This is a genomic window from Aminobacter sp. BA135 (assembly GCF_050859125.1).
In the GTDB taxonomy this organism is placed as follows: domain Bacteria; phylum Pseudomonadota; class Alphaproteobacteria; order Rhizobiales; family Rhizobiaceae; genus Aminobacter; species Aminobacter ciceronei.
The window spans coordinates 5,461,080-5,477,002 of record NZ_CP139572.1 but is presented as its reverse complement, the minus strand read 5'-3'; the positions used below and the strand labels follow the sequence as shown (position 1 = coordinate 5,477,002).

Annotated in this window: 10 protein-coding genes and 3 pseudogenes; 8 read left to right on the top strand and 5 right to left on the bottom strand. The window is 58.5% G+C overall.

Annotation, left to right across the window (positions count from 1 at the left end; translation table 11 throughout):
• Positions 1-1,040 precede the first annotated feature (1,040 nt).
• On the bottom strand, positions 1,041-1,301 hold the full coding sequence (locus tag SLT36_RS26580) for a helix-turn-helix domain-containing protein (RefSeq protein ID WP_027055672.1): 261 nt from the start codon (positions 1,299-1,301) through the stop codon (positions 1,041-1,043).
• Between the two features lie 791 nt (positions 1,302-2,092).
• Here SLT36_RS26580 and SLT36_RS26575 point away from each other — a divergent pair.
• On the top strand, positions 2,093-3,178 hold the full coding sequence (locus tag SLT36_RS26575; RefSeq protein WP_097576033.1) for a cytochrome-c peroxidase: 1,086 nt from the start codon (positions 2,093-2,095) through the stop codon (positions 3,176-3,178).
• 618 nt (positions 3,179-3,796) lie between these two features.
• Positions 3,797-4,483, top strand: a complete 687-nt coding sequence (locus SLT36_RS26570) for a transposase (protein ID WP_097576031.1) — start codon at positions 3,797-3,799, stop codon at positions 4,481-4,483.
• A gap of 760 nt (positions 4,484-5,243) precedes the next feature.
• Here SLT36_RS26570 and SLT36_RS26565 read toward each other — a convergent pair.
• Together SLT36_RS26565 and SLT36_RS26560 are read right to left on the bottom strand one after the other, a co-directional pair.
• Entirely contained in the window at positions 5,244-6,737 is a 1,494-nt protein-coding gene (locus SLT36_RS26565; RefSeq protein ID WP_051355484.1) for an NAD-dependent succinate-semialdehyde dehydrogenase, read from the bottom strand.
• A gap of 290 nt (positions 6,738-7,027) precedes the next feature.
• Positions 7,028-7,394, bottom strand: a pseudogene (locus SLT36_RS26560) (IS6 family transposase); the annotation flags it as partial.
• A 600-nt stretch (positions 7,395-7,994) separates the two neighbouring features.
• Here SLT36_RS26560 and SLT36_RS26555 point away from each other — a divergent pair.
• Complete coding sequence (locus tag SLT36_RS26555) at positions 7,995-8,852, top strand: sterol desaturase family protein (protein WP_097576030.1); 858 nt, start codon at positions 7,995-7,997, stop codon at positions 8,850-8,852.
• Between the two features lie 202 nt (positions 8,853-9,054).
• Positions 9,055-9,260 (top strand): annotated as a pseudogene (locus tag SLT36_RS26550) (transposase); the annotation flags it as partial.
• A gap of 88 nt (positions 9,261-9,348) precedes the next feature.
• Here SLT36_RS26550 and groL read toward each other — a convergent pair.
• Positions 9,349-11,013 carry a chaperonin GroEL gene (gene groL, locus SLT36_RS26545; protein ID WP_143974689.1) on the bottom strand — a complete coding sequence of 555 codons (1,665 nt, stop codon included), beginning with the start codon at positions 11,011-11,013 and terminating at the stop codon, positions 9,349-9,351.
• Between the two features lie 65 nt (positions 11,014-11,078).
• Entirely contained in the window at positions 11,079-11,375 is a 297-nt protein-coding gene (gene groES, locus SLT36_RS26540) for a co-chaperone GroES (protein ID WP_006333965.1), read from the bottom strand.
• An 809-nt stretch (positions 11,376-12,184) separates the two neighbouring features.
• On the opposite strand from groES, the gene SLT36_RS26535 reads away from it, so the two are divergent.
• The 4 genes and pseudogenes from SLT36_RS26535 to SLT36_RS26520 all read left to right on the top strand — a co-directional run bounded on the left by SLT36_RS26535 (position 12,185) and on the right by SLT36_RS26520 (position 15,795).
• The gene (locus SLT36_RS26535; RefSeq protein WP_432285003.1) at positions 12,185-12,460 is read left to right on the top strand and encodes an acyl carrier protein; all 276 of its coding nucleotides are present in this window, start codon (positions 12,185-12,187) and stop codon (positions 12,458-12,460) included.
• Positions 12,461-13,663 (top strand): annotated as a pseudogene (locus tag SLT36_RS26530) (beta-ketoacyl-[acyl-carrier-protein] synthase family protein).
• Between the two features lie 320 nt (positions 13,664-13,983).
• Positions 13,984-14,721: a 3-oxoacyl-[acyl-carrier-protein] reductase gene (fabG, locus tag SLT36_RS26525; protein ID WP_432285002.1), complete on the top strand. Its 738-nt coding sequence runs from the start codon at positions 13,984-13,986 to the stop codon at positions 14,719-14,721.
• Positions 14,722-15,204: 483 nt separating this feature from the next.
• Positions 15,205-15,795 carry a NodA family N-acyltransferase gene (locus SLT36_RS26520; protein WP_432285001.1) on the top strand — a complete coding sequence of 197 codons (591 nt, stop codon included), beginning with the start codon at positions 15,205-15,207 and terminating at the stop codon, positions 15,793-15,795.
• Positions 15,796-15,923: the final 128 nt, after the last annotated feature.

Below are 15,923 nucleotides of genomic sequence, written 5' to 3'. Positions count from 1 at the left end.
ATCAGTCGATCAGGTGCGCGATAAGGTTCGTTGCCATGTACGGCAGGCGCGACATGAGCGGCCTGGCACTCTGACGGGGTAGGCCAGCATGCGCCGGGCTGACAGGCGGGGGCCCGGAAGAGAAACGCGGCACCGGCTGACGAAGATAATACGCTCCTGCGCGCCGGTGACGGACCGGGGCCATTAGACGTAGGCGCATCGCTATCGCCATGCCAAGTGAACAATCCTATTCGGGCTGGGCAGATGGACGGTAATTCCAGCTTTCGACGGCGTTGACTTCGTCGATGCAGACCGGCCCCGATGCACCGCAGTCCTCGCATTTCATCACAACGCGCGCCTCGTCCGTCTCATATGGCCTAACCTCGCAGCTTGTGCAGAACGGGCAAGGGATCGCTTTCATCGTGACGAACCTTCCTGATGGCCTCGGGCGGTTTCGCCGAAATCTTTCGTCTAAGCCGCTCGACTTCGCAAGAATTGATCGTTGTGCCGTAGTTCGGCGCCACCATCGGGTAGGGATATTTTGTCCACATGCCCTCGTACCGGCCGGTGTGCCAGTGCAGCTGTTCGCTCGGATTCTCTCGGAACTTTGTGATCCATTCATCGTGCACGGCTTTGGCAAAGTGATGCGCCTCTCGGTCGCGACTTATGCTCGTTCATAATGGCCGCCGGCGCGCCACGTCCCGGATCATTTCCATTTTCTAAGCGGTGTGTGAACCGGATAAATTCCCACTCGCGCTCAAATTCGACAGGCACCCCTGCGTATGTTTCGCTTGGCCTCCTTTGGTCTTTTGTTCCCAAGTTCTTGTGGCTTCCTTGGGACCCATCAACGCGGCTAGCCGGTTCTCTCTATCCACAGATCTGGCCTCTCATGCGGGCCAAGGTTACATCCGCGTCGCCCAGCATGAGGCCGATCTTCCGCAGAGCGAATCGATTCCGTAGAAATAAGAATTCTGACACCGCCCGCCGCCGTAAGGGTATTGATATACCCGTGGGATTTTGATCCGACCTGGCAGGCGGCGGGTAATCTTCAGAGGTCGACGTCAGGCAGCGTTCGGGATACCCGAGATTTCATCGAAGATACTCTCAGCCACGCCAAGCGCCCGAGCGATCCGATCGCGATAGCCCTTGTCGAAACAATGGCCAGATTCGATCAGCCCGACCTCCTCGACTGTCAGACCGCTGGTCACGGCAATGTCCTCGGTCGAATAGCCAAGATGTTCCCGATATGCCTGAATTACGGGTTTTCCGTTTGAGATTGCGGTAAGCACTGCCTCGGGCAGCGCGAAAGGCGTTGCGGTCATTTTGCCTCCAAATGCAGAGAACGGCCATTCGATAACTCGAAACAAGCGGCGGCCGATGTTGAAATAGGATGCCGAAACAGCCCGAGCCGGCGGCATCCAAAAATGCGATCACTCTCGAACGTGTGAGAGGCGCTGCGCTAATATGGCGGCCGCCGCCGTTTAGATCAAGAACCTTGGCCCGCTTTACGACGATTGCTCCAGTGGCCACAATTCGACGACACAGTTTGCAGCGCCGTCATCACGTTCACATCGATGATTGCGAGGCCCCTTTCAACGCGCGCCGGCTTACCGGCGCGATTGAGGAGCCGCGCGATCTGGCGGTCGGGCACTAGGCGCACCAGCTCGCGGACCAGCGTCAAAGTATCTGCGGGGACTGTCTAGCGATGCTTGCCGGCGGCGTTCATCTTGAGCTGTACCGTGTGGTCCCCTCCCGCCCATGCAGGAGGCCCGGCGCCCATCGGACAAGACGCTGAGGGACCAACATTTCTCTGTTTCAGCCCGACTGTTGGCTGTCAGATTCGCGACACCGGAGTAGGGCTGCGCTTCGCTGCGACTTCGTTCAACCTATTGAATGATGACCAGAAAATCCCCCGGAGGTTCCCTCTGCTAAGTTGGCACGACTTTTGATGCTTCTCGAGAGGCGACAGGAGATACCGACTGGCGTTCATCGTGGGTGACATCGCGCGCAATGCAACGAAGGAAGACAATATGTCAGGTCCGCGTCAGAATCGATTTTATGCAAGGAGGATTGCCGCCTTTAGCGCAAGGCGTTCACGAACCGCATATCAACAATGGCTTCCGTGCAAAACGCAGGGAGATCACTTGTGAAAATCCTATTCACTACGGTGGCTGTCGCGTTGCCGGCCATCGCTTTTGCTGCGCAAACGATCCCCGTATACCTCAGAGAAACGGCACGGGCCACCTTCAAGGCTCTACCGTCCATCACGCCGACAGTCGCCAACAACCCGATCACACCGGAGAAGATAGCCCTAGGCAAGGCAATGTTCTTCGATCCACGCGTCTCGGCGTCGGGCGTCTTGTCGTGCAATTCGTGCCACAACTTGGCCACCGGGGGCGACGACAATCATGAAAGCTCGATCGGCCATGGTTGGCAGAAGGGACCGCGCAACGCGCCGACGGTACTGAACGCTGTCTTCAACATCGCGCAGTTCTGGGATGGTCGTGCTGAAGACCTAAAGGCTCAGGCCAAGGCACCGATCCAAGCCGCTGTCGAAATGGCCAACACACCAGGTCAACTCATCGCCACGCTCAAGTCGATGCCGCAATATGTCGAGTGGTTCAATTCAGCTTTCCCGGGCGAAGCCGATCGCGTCACCTTCGAAAACGTCGCCAGGGCAATCGAAGCCTTTGAGGCGACACTGGTCACACCGGCGCCCTTCGATGCCTTCCTCAACGGCGATGACGCCGCTATGACTTCCGAACAGAAACAGGGCCTGACGCTTTTCATGGACAAAGGCTGCTCGTCCTGCCACGGCGGTATCAACGTGGGTGGGGAGGGCTATTACCCATTCGGCCTCGTTGAAAAGCCCAGCACCGATGTTCTGCCGGAAAACGACAAAGGCCGATTTGCCGTCACCCATGAAGCCGACGATTCCTATGTTTTCCGCGTGGCGCCGTTGCGCAACGTAGCACTCACCGCGCCATACTTTCATTCGGGCAAGGTTTGGGATCTGAAACAGGCCGTCGCCATTATGGGGACCACCCAGCTCGGCCAAGAATTGACGGAAAAAGAAGTCGACCTGCTCGTTGCCTTCCTTAATTCGCTGACCGGAAAAGTACCGGAGGTCGCCTATCCCATCTTACCCGCCGAAACCCCGACAACGCCTCGACCTGTATTGCATATCCCCGCGCAATGATTGGCCGGAACTGGCTAGGGAAGGTCGCAATCAGGAACGATTGCGACCTTCACTGGGACGAGACGATCATGACTTTCCGGCGAGGCCTATCCAACTGGAGAGCGAGGTGGACTTTCATTTCCGAATTCAATTGAAACGCTAAGTGAAAACCTGACCGTCGACGCCCACATGCGTCACGACAGCATGACCGCCTTGCCGGCCAGTCGATCAGACGCTCCGACTAGCCGACTGTGTCGTGATATGTCGCTGCATGCACCCCCCGCCTTAGATTCGCTGCCAAGCTCGCAACCACCTGATCGAGCCATCGCGGACAATATTCCGCGCGGCGTTGGCGTGCGCCCAGCAGAAACCGGATGCCTTCAGATCCACCCCTTCAAAACGTGCTCGATGGCGTTGCGACGCGCGAGCAGCTGTTCCAGCTCTGCAAACGCACCGATATGAAAACAAAGCTGCGACCAGCCAGCGACGTGGCTCGAGCATTTGTCAATGTACACCGCAAGTGCCGCTTGCTCTCGGGCTATCTCATCCATATAGCTCGGCGCAACCGAGGAAGCGCCAGTTGTTCAGTCTTCGTCAGCCGCGACCTCCTGTGCAATTCGTTCCAACAAGGAAGAAACTATGAGGCGGCAGACCCGACCGTTCACTGTGGAGGTCAAACAAAAGCGCAATTATCAAAAACGGGGCCATTCCATCTGGGGCGATGTCGATCTCTCCGCAGCTATAGCCGACACAACAAGGGAGCTCAAAGACATGGATCTGCCAAATCGTCGGCTGATTGACTCTAATGTCATAGCCCTTGATGCTGAACACGCGCACAAACCGCGAGCGGAGTATCTCATGGCAAATCCCCTAGACGCTGAATCAGTAGAAACTGCAACCGAACACGCTCCCAAAGGAAGGACGCCTGAAACGAAGAAGAAAACCCCACCGTCGCGGAAGGCAAAGACTGAGCCCGGTCGCAAGAATGGCGCCAATACGGCGTCCCCGGCGAAGGAAGCAACAGCAACAGCAGCGGCCGTGCGGAGCGCCCGGAAGGTCTACTCCGGAGAAGAGCGCGCCCAGAAGCTCGCTCAGGTCGAGACGTCGATCAGCGGCGGCACCACTCTCAAGAGTGCCGTAAAGCAGGCCGGTATATCGGAACAGACCTATTATCACTGGAAGAGGGCCGCGGCGCCTAGATCCGATGGCGACGATCTGAAGGACCTGGTCGCCCTCGAGAAAGAAAACAAGCGATTGAAGAGCCTGCTCGCGGAACGCCTGCGCACAGAGAACGCGGAACTGAAGAGGAAGCTAGGGCTGCAATAAGGCTTCAGAAGATGCCGCCATTCGACCAGACGGATCGTAGAACTGTGATCGAAGGCTCGCCGGCTGTCGGATGGACGGAAATTTCGCGCACCAGCACTCTGATGTGCGGGTGGATGGCACCGGGCTTGTGGATTTTCCGCGAGGTGGGCAGTTCGGCCTGCCTATTTTACAAGGTTTTCGTGCATCGGACCTCGCAAAGCGCCCGTACGTTCTACGCCAGTATGAACTGATCAGGCTCAATGGGTCACTGCGCCGCGAAAGCCAGCAATATCTCAGGCCCTTGCCGGGACTCTCCTAGTGAATGCGTCAAATCGAGCGGGCGATTGGCCATCTTGTTAAGCGCATTCGGCTCGCGGCGGTCATCGGCGGCCGGTCGAACCCGAGGGACGCTCGCGCATGTGTCGGCGACAAACCAAGCTCCGGAAACAATGGGCGGATTAAGGGGACCGCCGTGCCGTCGGACTAATGATCAATCCAGCGCGGTGAATTCCTTATTGCGAGCACGGCTCGACAGGTGGCGAGCACGCCCCTGTGCTCGTTGATCTGGTCCAGTATCGCGGCCGAGACAGGAAAACCACTCCTGGCGGATTACATGGCAAGCACGTGGTGAATCAGGTAGCGGTGAATACGGCCGAAGGCGAGGATGGCGGCGGCGATGACGGCATCAAGGTTTACGCTGGGCCTTGATCGAAGGCCACCATTCCATGATGGCCGCGGCGGATTGTCAGCGCGATGTCAATGGGACGCGGATGCTGCGGGATTATAACCCACCCATGCACAGGTACTTCATTTCGAGATAATCCTCGAGGCCGTGGCGCGACCCTTCACGACCAATCCCTGATTGCTTCATTCCGCCAAAGGGTGCGGCCTCGGAGGACATGCGTCCCGTATTGATGCCGACCATTCCGTATTCGAGGGCTTCAGCCACGCGCCACACACGCTTTAGATTGGAAGCGTAGAAGTAGGCTGCAAGACCGTAAATCGTGTCATTCGCCTCGCGCACCACCTGGTCGGGATTGTTGAAGCGGATTATGGGAGCCAGCGGTCCGAAGGTTTCTTCCTGAGCAACCCGCATTGTCCTTTCGACGTCGGTGATCACCGTGGGCTCAAAGAAGGTTCCCGATTCGCCGATACGGTTGCCACCGCAACGGATCTTCCCACCCTGCCGCACAGCATCGCGAATATGATCTTCAATCTTTGCAAGCGCGCACTTATCGATCAGGGGACCGATCGAAACTTCTGGCTCGAAACCGTCACCGACGCGCAATGCACTGACGCGCTTGGTGAATTTGTCGCAGAATTCATCATACACGCTGGACTGTACGTAAAGCCGATTGGCTGAAACGCAGGTCTGGCCGGCATTCCGAAACTTTGCCTGTACCGCACCATCGACGGCAGCGTCTACGTCTGCATCATCAAAAACAATGAAAGGAGCGTTACCACCAAGTTCGAAGCTGGTTCTTTTGATCTGGTCCGAACACGCCCTCATGAGCAGCCGCCCTACCGCGGTCGACCCCGTGAAGCTAATCTTGCGGACCTTCGGGTTCGAGCAAAGTTCACGCCCAACCGCATCGCCTTCCGATGCGTAGATCAAGTTTAGAACGCCATCGGGAAAACCTGCCATCCGGGCAAGCGTGAACATAGCACCCGCGACAAGCGGTGTTTGCTCCGCGGGTTTCAGAACAATCGCGCAGCCGGCGGCAAGCGCCGGCGAAATCTTGCGAGCCACCATCGAGGCGGGAAAATTCCAAGGAGTAATGGCACCGACAACACCGATCGGCTGTTTGATTACCAGCATACGCCTGTCGTTAGAAGGCGGCGAAATCGTCTCGCCATAGATGCGATTGGCCTCCTCGGCATACCATTGGAGGTAGGCTGCAGCATGGGCGATTTCAGACTTCGCCTCTGCAAGCGGCTTACCCATTTCGGCCGTCAAAATGGCTGCAAGATCCTCGCTGTGGTCGAGGATCAGTTGGTGCCATTCCCATAAGATGTCGGAGCGCTCGCGCGCGGTGAGCGCCGCCCAATGTTCCTGCGCAGCTTCGGCCTTGTCGATTGCCAAGGAAACGTCCCGGACATCCATATCTGGAAGCTCAGCCAACAGCTCGCCTGTTGAGGGATTGAACACCGAAAAGCGCCTCGTGGCTTGCTCCGCATTCCGACCAGGCACACCGGCCAGATCGTCAAATAGCTCGGGATTTTTGAGACGTCTCGTCAGCGACTGTGTCACGGTCAAACCGTGGTCCCCCTTCATGGCTAAGTTACTAGCTGCGCTAGTGTACTAATAAGCACACCTTGTGCCGGACGATCGGACGAGATCGACCGGCCCTCCGTCTTTGCAAAAGCACTTCCTGATTAGCCGAGAGCAATGACAGCCTCAATCTCGATTCGCGCTTCGGAAAGCTTTCACTTCATGACAGGCACACGCGGGACGGGCTCGTGAAGAGCATCGCGAACCCCTTTTGCGGTGCTGTCACGTTATTTGAGGTACGGGCGCGCAAGTTCCCGCTGTGGCTTTTCAGGCAAGCCGATAAGCAACGGCCCCTGTCGCGTCCGCTCTCGTTTTCGGTACGGAAGGTGGGAATTCTCTGCTCGGTTGTTCAATCCTTTGTGCGATCGGTGTTCCACGTTCGGCATGACCTGGCGTCTTGCCGCCCCGTAGGAGCGCAATTTGTCGGTGATCCGCTTTGGCGCGATGCCCTGGTTCTTCAGAAGCCGCATCAGCAAGCGCCTGGCAGCCTTGGTGTTGCGGCGCGTCTGGACGATCTCGTCGAGCACATAGCCCTCTTGATCGACTGCTCGCCACAGCCAGCATTTCTGACCGTTGATGCCGCACCACGACTTCATCGAGATGCCATATATCGTCCTTCGCCGGCGCCTTCCCACGTAAACGACGCGCATAGTTGGGTCCATGCTCTAATAAGGAGTTTTCGATTTCCATCATCAACTCCAGTTCCCGAGTTGCATCCTTGCCGGGACGCTGCGCGGATGAGGTCGCTCCCATGCATGCGGTCCTACGGAACCGCGAACACCAGTTCGACCCCACCCGTTCCAACGCAAACATGCGGCGATCCTTGCAATCGACCTCGGAGAGAACCCTGAGCCCGGCAGGCGCTGCACCAACGAGGAGAGAAGGAGCCTATTGACGAAGGCGATTAGAGAACTTCCTGAGACACGATCTCCGTTCGCAACGCTGCTGGCTATGCAACCTCTGCTGCACGCCTCATCACTGGCGCATAGCTGGTCGTTTTGCGCAAACCACTTCGTCTACTGGGGCTCCTCCAACCATTTGGGAGATGGATGGGTCTATCCAAAAAACTAATTTTAACTCTCTGTGAAAACTGCATAGCACATCCCTGCCGTGCGCCGTGATTTCTGCGCGGATATCGGTCCGGATGCCGACTCGAGTTTAGGGCTGCGCCGGAGAGGCATAACATTGGTCTCGCCCTCGTGACGAAGGCACTGCGTTGATGAGAGCCCCTCATTTTGAAGGATTCGCAGGAGCAAAGAAATGCACATTCTCGATATTAACCAAATGACCCAGATCTTCGTGTATTCGCTTGAGATGGTTGTAATCTTCGCAACGTTATGCGCCGCGCTGGAGCTAACCTTTCCGGCTTATCGATACAGTTTTGCTTCATACGCTCGCGGCGTGCGAAATTATATTATTCGCCTCGGATGTGGTGCCTTTATGTGGCACTTCTACGCTGTGAGCGTGGGCTGGTTAGGGATAAAGCCGCTTGTAACGATCAATTTCGGTACGTTGCTTCACTCTGACAACGCAATCATTAATAATGGATTGGCCGTCCTTTCAGGCGTTTTGGTCGCGATTGCCGGCGACTTCTTCTACTACTGGATGCACCGCGCTCAGCATGCTGTTCCATTCCTCTGGCGCATGCACGCTACTCACCACTCGATCCGCGAATTGACGGCATGGAATTGCCATCATCACATTTCCGAGCCACTCGTTGCCGCAGGGTTGGTGTCACTACCACTCACGCTGTTCCACTTCGAATCTGGCGTAGTGCCTTTTGTTGCCATGACGCTGATTACTTTTCAGGTCCATCTTTCACACTCTAGCACCCGCATCAATCTTGGGCCGCTTCGATATATCATTGGCGACAACAAGTTCCACCGCATTCACCACTCGTTGGAACCCCATCACCAGCGCCGAAACTACGGGTTCTTTACAACTATCTGGGACACGATTTTTGCAACGGCATACTGGCCAAAAAAGAACGAGTGGCCGGAAGTTGGCCTCCGAGACCAATCCGAGCCGCTCACCGTGCGCGATTTCGTTATGTTTCCATTTGATCGACGTCGCTGGCGTAGAGCTAAAGTCGGAAGTGGTGAAAAGGCTGGGAATTAAACGAACGCAGCTTTACGCTTCTAATCCGATTGTCGAGGTCGGAACCCATCAACTGGACCTAGAAGGGGACGGATCCTTGGCGCTGGCCTTATCGGAGACGTAGGATCTGGAACTACCACAGGTGGGCAATGCGCGGACGACTGGCCTGCCACGGGTAGTTTCCCCCACCTGAGGAGTCCGGCCTCGATTGAAGGACGGACTGATGAAGAGAAAGCGGTTTACGGAAGAGAGCAGATCATCGCGGTTCTGCGTGAGCATGAGGCGGGAGCAAAGGCGGGCGACCTGGCGCGCAAGCATGGGATCTCCGAGGCGACGATGTATAACTGGAAGGCGAAGTATGACGGGATGGACGTCTCCGATGCCAAACGGCTGAAAGCCTTGGAAGACGAGAACGCAAAGCTGAAGCGCGAGCCCCAAACCTTTTCCGACCGGCTCCATTCCAAAAAAAGGGGGCGGCATTGCTGCCGCCCTTCGAGATTGGTGAGAGGCGCGGACCTTAGAAATCCATGCCGCCCATGCCGCCCATGCCGCCCATGCCGCCGCCGCCCATGCCGCCAGTCATGCCGCCGCCAGCCGACTCCTTCTTCGGAGCCTCGGCGATCATGGCTTCGGTGGTGACCAGCAGGCCGGCGACCGAGGCCGCGTCCTGGAGAGCCGTGCGCACGACCTTGACCGGATCGATGATGCCCATGGCGATCATGTCGCCATATTCGCCGGTCTGGGCGTTGAAACCGAAGGTCGCGCCCTTGTTCTCGAGGATCTTGCCGGCAACGATCGAGGCTTCTGCACCGGCGTTGGCCGCGATCTGGCGGGCCGGAGCCTGCAGCGCACGACGCACGATGTTGATGCCGGCGGCCTGGTCGGAGTTGACGCCGACAGCGTTGATGGTCAGCGACGCGCGCAGCAGGGCAACGCCGCCGCCTGCAACGATGCCTTCTTCCACGGCCGCGCGGGTCGCGTTGAGGGCGTCATCGACGCGGTCCTTCTTTTCCTTGACTTCGACTTCCGTCGCGCCGCCGACGCGGATGACGGCAACGCCGCCCGCGAGCTTGGCGAGACGCTCCTGCAGCTTCTCCTTGTCGTAGTCCGAGGTGGTCTCCTCGATCTGCTGCTTGATCTGGGCGACGCGGCCCTGGATCTCTTCCTTCTTGCCGGCGCCGTCGACGATGGTGGTGTTTTCCTTGGAGATCGACACCTTCTTGGCGCGGCCGAGCATGTTGAGGCCGACGTTCTCGAGCTTGATGCCGAGGTCTTCCGAGATGACCTGGCCACCAGTGAGGATGGCGATGTCTTCCAGCATGGCCTTGCGGCGATCACCGAAGCCCGGCGCCTTGACGGCGGCGATCTTCAGGCCGCCACGCAGCTTGTTGACGACCAGCGTGGCCAGAGCCTCGCCTTCGACGTCTTCCGAGATGATGAGCAGCGGCTTCGAGGTCTGCACGACGGCTTCGAGAACCGGCAGCATGGCCTGGAGGTTGGAGAGCTTCTTCTCGTGGAGCAGGATGTAGGCGTCCTCGAGATCGGCAACCATCTTGTCGGCGTTGGTGACGAAGTAGGGCGACAGGTAGCCGCGGTCGAACTGCATGCCTTCGACGACTTCGAGTTCGGTCTCGGCGGTCTTGGCTTCCTCGACCGTGATGACGCCTTCGTTGCCGACCTTCTGCATCGCTTCCGCGATCATGGCGCCGACCGACTCGTCGCCGTTGCCGGCGATCGTGCCGACCTGGGCAACCTCTTCCGAGGTCTTGATCTTCTTGGCGTTCTTGATCAGCGTCGCGACGACGTCGGTGACGGCGAGGTCGATGCCGCGCTTCAGGTCCATCGGGTTCATGCCGGCGGCAACCGCCTTGTGGCCTTCCTGGACGATCGACTGCGCCAGAACGGTCGCGGTCGTGGTGCCGTCGCCGGCAATGTCGTTGGTCTTCGAAGCAACTTCGCGGACCATCTGTGCGCCCATGTTTTCGAACTTGTCTTCGAGCTCGATTTCCTTGGCGACGGTGACGCCGTCCTTGGTGATGCGCGGGGCGCCGAACGACTTGTCGATGACGACGTTGCGGCCCTTCGGACCCAGCGTGACCTTCACCGCGTCGGCGAGGATGTTGACACCGCGCAGCATGCGCTCGCGGGCATCACGGGAGAATTTTACGTCTTTGGCAGCCATTTTGTACTCCTGGGCATTTCGCCCGAAATTCAGATTGGATGGTACGGATGAAAGGCGGCGGCGTGTTAGCCGATGATGCCCATGATGTCGGCTTCCTTCATGATCAGAAGGTCTTCGCCATTGAGCTTGACTTCGGTGCCCGACCACTTGCCGAACAGGATGCGGTCGCCAGCCTTGACGTCCAGCGGGACCAGCTTGCCGGCTTCGTCGCGGGCGCCGGAACCAACGGCGATGATCTCGCCTTCCTGCGGCTTTTCCTTTGCCGTGTCGGGGATGATGATCCCGCCGGCGGTCTTGGATTCGGATTCGACCCGGCGAACGACCACGCGGTCATGAAGCGGGCGGAACTTCGACTTTGCCATTTTTTCTTCCTCGATGAGAACGGTGGGAAAAGCGTCCGGCAGCGCCGGACAACCTACAAAGCTCGGCTATGCCGGACCTACTGTTAGCACTCACCAAGGACGAGTGCTAACATGGTGACGGCATAAGGCCTAGGCTGGGGCTAGTCAAGACAAGAGGTGGGCGATCACGATATTCCGGGCGATGCAGGCCTGAAAGAGTTCGAGCGAATCGATGGTGTTCGGAAGCTCGGCCCGAAAGATAATATCCGCCCTTTCGGATCGCTAACCCCTTGGGCCTTCAGCGATGCGCAAGCGCCGTTTCGTTGCACCGGAGAGAGCGAGTGTGAGGCGCTGAGCATCTAGTAGCGACCGAGACGTGCCCAGCTTTTGCGTGGGGTGGCCATGCGGGATGTCTCCTGTAGCATTATCGCCCGCACCAGAGGCTTGCCCGTTTATTGGACTGTATTTCTATCCATAGGGTGGATGCATCTCATCGAAACAAACGATTTTCTCAATCTTCCGGAATCTCGCATTGACAGCACCTCACACGTCCTGATTGCCCGCTACCCTCATCGTGTGACAACTGCGAAAAAAGAGCCTGAAAGGAGAAGATCTTTCCATGAGCTCAGACGTGCGATGGAAGTTGCCGCGGGAAAATGAGCTGCAGTTGGATGCCAACGCCTCAGAGCAACCGGAACTCATCCGGTCTCCATAATCCGATTGGTGTTGGTGGGTTGCACAAGCCTGGTCAGGGACGATTTTTGCGACGTGACTGGCAGAGGTATGGCGCCGCACCCACGTCAAAAGGCATTGCTATGGAAAGGAACACAATGGCTGATCAACTCGCAACGGAAATCATTGCCACGATCAAGAACCGCGTCGAATCGGAGAGCGGCGAGAGTGCGTCCATCATCGGCGAAATAACGACTGCCACGGAACTGACCTCGCTCGGAGTCGATTCGCTGGGTCTGGCGGATCTCCTCTGGGATGTGGAGCAGGCCTACGACATCAAGATCGACATGAACGCGGCGGATGCCTGGTCGAATCTCAAGAATGTCGGCGACATGGTGGAAGCTGTCCGCAGTTTGCTCGCGAAGGGGGTCTGATTGGACAGGCGAGTCGTCATTACTGGGATGGGCGGGCTTTGCGGCCTAGGCAACAACGCCGCCTCTATCTGAAAAGAGATGCGCGAAGGTCGCTCCGCCATCCGCCCGATGGTCACTTCTGCGCTTCATGAGATGAAGGGCACTGTCGGTACCGAGATCAAGGAGCTGCCCAAGCACGACATCGGCCGCAACCAGCTCGTCTCCATGGACCGCCACAGCTTGCTCGCTGTGCTTGCAGCGCGCGAAGCCATGCAACACGCCGGACTTTCCTGCGATGAGGGAAATCCGTATCGCTTCGGCGCGACAGTGGGCGTCTGCGGCTGGGGAACGGTCGAAGAAACCTACCGCGACCTCCTTTTGGGCGGGGCGAAGCGTGCTGGCATTTACACTGCACCAAGGGGGTTGCCGAGCGCCGCTGCCAGCCAGGTCAGCATGAGTCTCGGCCTGCGCGGCCCGGTCTTTGCCATCGCCTCCGCATGCGCATCAGCCAACCATGCGATCGCTTCGGCCGCGGATCAGATCAGGCTCGGCCGGGCCGACGGGATGCTTGCCGGAGGCGCCGAAGCGCCGCTCGTATGCCTTCAGATGAAGGCATGGGAAGCAATGCGCGCGCTCGCTCCGGATACTTGCCGGCCCTTCTCCGCCGACAGGAAGGGAGTGGTGATAGGCGAGGGTGCGGGCATGGCCGTGCTGGAAAGCTATGAGCATGCCGCCGTACGCGGTGCCACAATGCTTGCCGAGATCGCAGGCATCGGCCTTTCCGGCGACGCCTTCCACATCGTCGCGCCGTCTATCGAGGGGCCGGAGGCCGCGATGCGCGCTTGCCTTGCCGACGACGGGCTGAATGCCGAGGACGTGGACTACCTCAACGCCCACGGCACCGGCACCAAGGCCAACGATCAGACCGAGACGGCGGCGATCAAGCGCGTCTTCGGAGACTATGCCTATTCGATGTCGGTCTCGTCCACCAAGTCCATGCACGCGCATTGCCTGGGCGCAGCGAGCGCACTTGAAATGATCGCCTCCGTGATGGCGATCCGGGAGGGCGTCGTGCCGCCGACCGCTAATTATCGCGAGCCAGATCCCGATTGCGATCTCGACGTCACGCCCAATGCGGCGCGCGAGCGCAAAGTGCGCGTGGCACTGAGCAACGCCTTCGCCATGGGCGGCATGAACGCAGTTCTGGCGTTCAAGCAGGTGTAAAAGCGATGCGAGATGCCTCCAGTGACTCTATCTTCGGATCCAAATGCTTGCCGGATCACGATTGTGAAGGACCTGCCCCTTGGACCGCCTCGGTGAATGCGCCAAGTGGCAGCGGAAGCTGGACAAGCCGGGCCCCATTTTTTGGTAAAATTCTCAACTGTTGAAGCGACGTGGACGTACCGCTACCCGGAAGGTTAAGCGAGGCCCTTCGAGTCCGGCTCGGGGGCCTGTCCAAAGCTGTACCCGATAATGTCTGGAAGGCGCATGGCCGCCAGTGACCGCTTCCGTGCGAAGCCGGTCCTTAGAAAGGGAATCGATAAATGTTTGATCTGACCGGCCGCAACGCGCTCGTCACCGGAGCAAGCGGTGGAATCGGCGAGGCCGTGGCGCGGGCGCTGCACGCGCAGGGCGCAACCGTCGGCCTGCACGGCACGCGTGTCGAAAAGCTCGAGATGTTGGCTGCCGAGCTTGGCGGGCGGACAAGACTGTTTCCGGCGAACCTCTCGAACCGCGACGAGGTCAAGGCGCGGGGCGCAAACGCGGAAGCCGAACTCGAAGGCGTCGACATACTGGTCAACAATGCCGGCATCACCAAGGACGGGCTTTTTATCCGCATGTCGGACGCGGACTGGGACGCGGTACTCGAGGTCAACCTGACCGCCGTGGTCCGGCTCACCCGCGAACTGACCCATTCGATGAGGCGCCGCCGCAACGGCCGCATCATCAACATCACCTCCGTGTCCGGCGTAACCGGCAATCCCGGCCAGGCGAACTATTGCGCGTCAAAGGCTGGCATGATCGGCATGTCGAAATCGCTGGCGCAGGAGATCGCGACACGCGGCGTGACGGTGAACTGCGTGGCGCCGGGCTTCATCGAATCGGCCATGACCGACAAGCTGAACGACAAGCAGAAACAAGCGATCATGGCCGCCATTCCGGCCAGGCGCATAGGCACCGGCGTGGAAGTCGCCTCGGCTGTGGTCTACCTGGCCTCGAACGAGGCCGCCTACATCACCGGCCAGACCATTCATGTGAACGGCGGCATGGCAATGATTTAGCCTGAAAAGTTCAGTGCGCCCCGATGACGCGTATCAACAGTGGAGGAAGGTTCCCACCCAGATAGCTGTCGGTTGGTCTGGCAACTGACGAGCGGGTCGGTCGGGGCAACTGGCCGGGTCGAAGCCTCGTGATAAAGGCTGCCTTTGGGGCCGCGGCTAGACAAGCTCTTTGAAACGCATGCTTTCCTATCCATAGCATGGATGCATTCATCGAAACAAAGGATTTTGCCCATTCTGCAGAACGTCGCATAGAAAGATTTCAAAGATGTAAGCCAAAGGTAATTATCGATGTTTGTATTGGCTCCGAGCTGTATTTTTGTGATGTACGCCTTCCGGCGTGCTCGGAACACAACGGAGTCGCATGTTCATTGCGGCTAGTTTCTTCGGTGACCTGCGCAAGCTACATCGAGCCGGCTCGATGCGACAAGCGTCCCCCTGCTAGGCGCTTCCCCAACAAAACAGCAACAAAGATGAGGTCTTTCCATGTGCTCTGACGTGCGGTGGAGGTTGTGCTGGGAAAATGAGTTGCAACAGGCCGATCATGTCGAACTCTCCGAGTTTTTCCGAAAGACCTACGGACCGACTGGGGCCTTCAACGCAGAGCCATTCGAAGGCGGCCGTAGCTGGGCCGGTGCGAGACCGGAGCTCCGCGCAATCAGCTACGACGCGTACGGCGTAGCGGCTCATATCGGCATACTACGCCGCTTTATCAAAGTTGACGAGGTCGAGCTCCTGGTGGCCGACCTGGGGTTGTACGGGGTGCGACCGGATCTTGAGGGACAAGGGATCAGTCATTCAATGCGCCTTGTATATCCAGTGTTGCAGCAGCTTGGGGTTCCATTCGCTTTCGGCACCGTTCGGCACGCGATGCGGAACCATATGGAGAGGTTCTGCAGAGACGGCCTGGCGGCGATTGTGTCGGGCGTTCGTGTGCGGTCCACTCTCGCAGATGTGTATCTCGACCTGCCGCCCACGCGCGTCGAGGACGTGCTCGTCGTGGTTGTGCCGATTGGACGCTCGATGAGCGAGTGGCCGTCCGGCACCCTGATCGTTCGGAACGGTCCGGAGCTATGAAACATCTTGAAGGTGCCGGGTGATGGCGCTGAGGCACCAGAGCGGCGGATTTTCTGCTGAGCTACTCGGACTGAATACGCGTTCCCATTCACGTTAGCTGTGGATAATAAGGCTGAATTAACATGCAA

What these genes read in the sequence shown, in the direction of transcription:
- fabG (WP_432285002.1), top strand. Translation starts at nt 13,984, where the DNA reads ATGTTTGATCTGACCGGCCGCAACGCGCTCGTCACCGGAGCAAGCGGT.
- groL (WP_143974689.1), bottom strand. Translation starts at nt 11,013, where the DNA reads ATGGCTGCCAAAGACGTAAAATTCTCCCGTGATGCCCGCGAGCGCATG.
- SLT36_RS26555 (WP_097576030.1), top strand. Translation starts at nt 7,995, where the DNA reads ATGCACATTCTCGATATTAACCAAATGACCCAGATCTTCGTGTATTCG.
- SLT36_RS26535 (WP_432285003.1), top strand. Translation starts at nt 12,185, where the DNA reads ATGGCTGATCAACTCGCAACGGAAATCATTGCCACGATCAAGAACCGC.
- SLT36_RS26580 (WP_027055672.1), bottom strand. Translation starts at nt 1,301, where the DNA reads ATGACCGCAACGCCTTTCGCGCTGCCCGAGGCAGTGCTTACCGCAATC.
- SLT36_RS26575 (WP_097576033.1), top strand. Translation starts at nt 2,093, where the DNA reads ATGGCTTCCGTGCAAAACGCAGGGAGATCACTTGTGAAAATCCTATTC.
- groES (WP_006333965.1), bottom strand. Translation starts at nt 11,375, where the DNA reads ATGGCAAAGTCGAAGTTCCGCCCGCTTCATGACCGCGTGGTCGTTCGC.
- SLT36_RS26520 (WP_432285001.1), top strand. Translation starts at nt 15,205, where the DNA reads ATGTGCTCTGACGTGCGGTGGAGGTTGTGCTGGGAAAATGAGTTGCAA.
- SLT36_RS26570 (WP_097576031.1), top strand. Translation starts at nt 3,797, where the DNA reads ATGAGGCGGCAGACCCGACCGTTCACTGTGGAGGTCAAACAAAAGCGC.
- SLT36_RS26565 (WP_051355484.1), bottom strand. Translation starts at nt 6,737, where the DNA reads ATGAAGGGGGACCACGGTTTGACCGTGACACAGTCGCTGACGAGACGT.